The organism is Solidesulfovibrio sp., from assembly GCF_029978005.1.
In the GTDB taxonomy this organism is placed as follows: Bacteria; Desulfobacterota; Desulfovibrionia; order Desulfovibrionales; family Desulfovibrionaceae; genus Solidesulfovibrio.
Map to the genome: position 1 here is coordinate 1 of NZ_JARKOZ010000206.1, position 1,129 is coordinate 1,129.

Genomic DNA, 1,129 nt, shown 5'->3' on the forward strand with positions numbered 1-1,129 from the left:
GCGTCCGGCCATCTCCCCGCGCGCGAGGCTGAAACTCATCCTCTCGACTTAGTCGAGAGGATGATCCCGACCTCCCAGCGCGCGCGAGGCTGATCTTGAGCCACTTCTAAGATTCTTAGAAGTGAGCGCCATCTCCCCGCGCGCGCGAGGCTGATCTTTCCGGTATCCCGGAATGTTTCTGGCGCTCGCAACATCTCCTCGCACGCGGGGCGGTGCCTGGATCGTCCTCTCGATTAAGTCGAGAGGACGATCTGTCCTTCGAGCCAGGTCTGCCGTTGAGCGCGAAACCCCACCATGGGCGGCGCAGCCAGACCGCATAATCATGCGCGGCAACGCATCAATATGGAATGAGCATCAGCGGCCAGGCAGCCATATGCAAGACCGTGGTCTGATGACAATCCGCTGTAACGGCAATTCGGGGCCCCTTGGATGCAGCTGGAGGCTGTGAGAGGCCTTGGGGCGGGCTGTGAGAGGCCCAATGACGGGGCTGGAGGGTTGCTGGTTGATCGGTCATCCAATAGTCATGCCGGCATAGTTATGCCATGCCTTGACGGCGATTCACGCTCCCGGGCGGACCTGGTTCGAAGTCGGCCTCAGCGCCGAGGCGGCGGCGAAATTCGCAGATCCGCGAATAGTGGGCGTTTCACGGGAAACCAGCACCCGAGGCGGCGGCGATAGTGGGGAATCTCCCAATAGCCCTCAGCCGGCCTGCAGCGCGGCGAGCAAGCCAACGGCAAGGTCCACGCTGGTGCCGGCGGGCAGTTCGAACGTCCATGTGACCGGCCGGCCGATGATGGGCGCGGTGATCGTCGCGCGCCATAACCACGGGCCGTCGCTGTCGAGCTCGATTTCGGGGGCGTCGGTGGCGACCAAGGTCGCGCCAGGGTTGCCGCGCTCGTCCAGCAGCAGGCCGTCGGCGTCGGTGGTGCAGTTCACGGGGTCGGGCAAGATCAGCGCGGGCGGCGACGCGTAGGGTGCCCTGAGCCAGCGCGCCTCGTCGATCTCCAGGACGACCCTGGCACCCGCTACCGGCAGGCCGACATGGCCCGGCATGGATGGGCCGACCAGGCGGCCGACAACGCGGCCCAAGGCCACTCCCAGCGGCAATTGTTCGGCCATGGTGGCCTCC

The 1,129-nt window shown here is 65.5% G+C and carries 1 protein-coding gene; it reads right to left on the reverse strand.

Features of this window, described 5'->3' with window-relative positions:
• Positions 1-699 precede the first annotated feature (699 nt).
• Positions 700-1,129 (reverse strand): hypothetical protein (locus Q1K70_RS20940; RefSeq protein ID WP_300164306.1); only part of this gene is annotated, 430 nt, incomplete at its 5' end.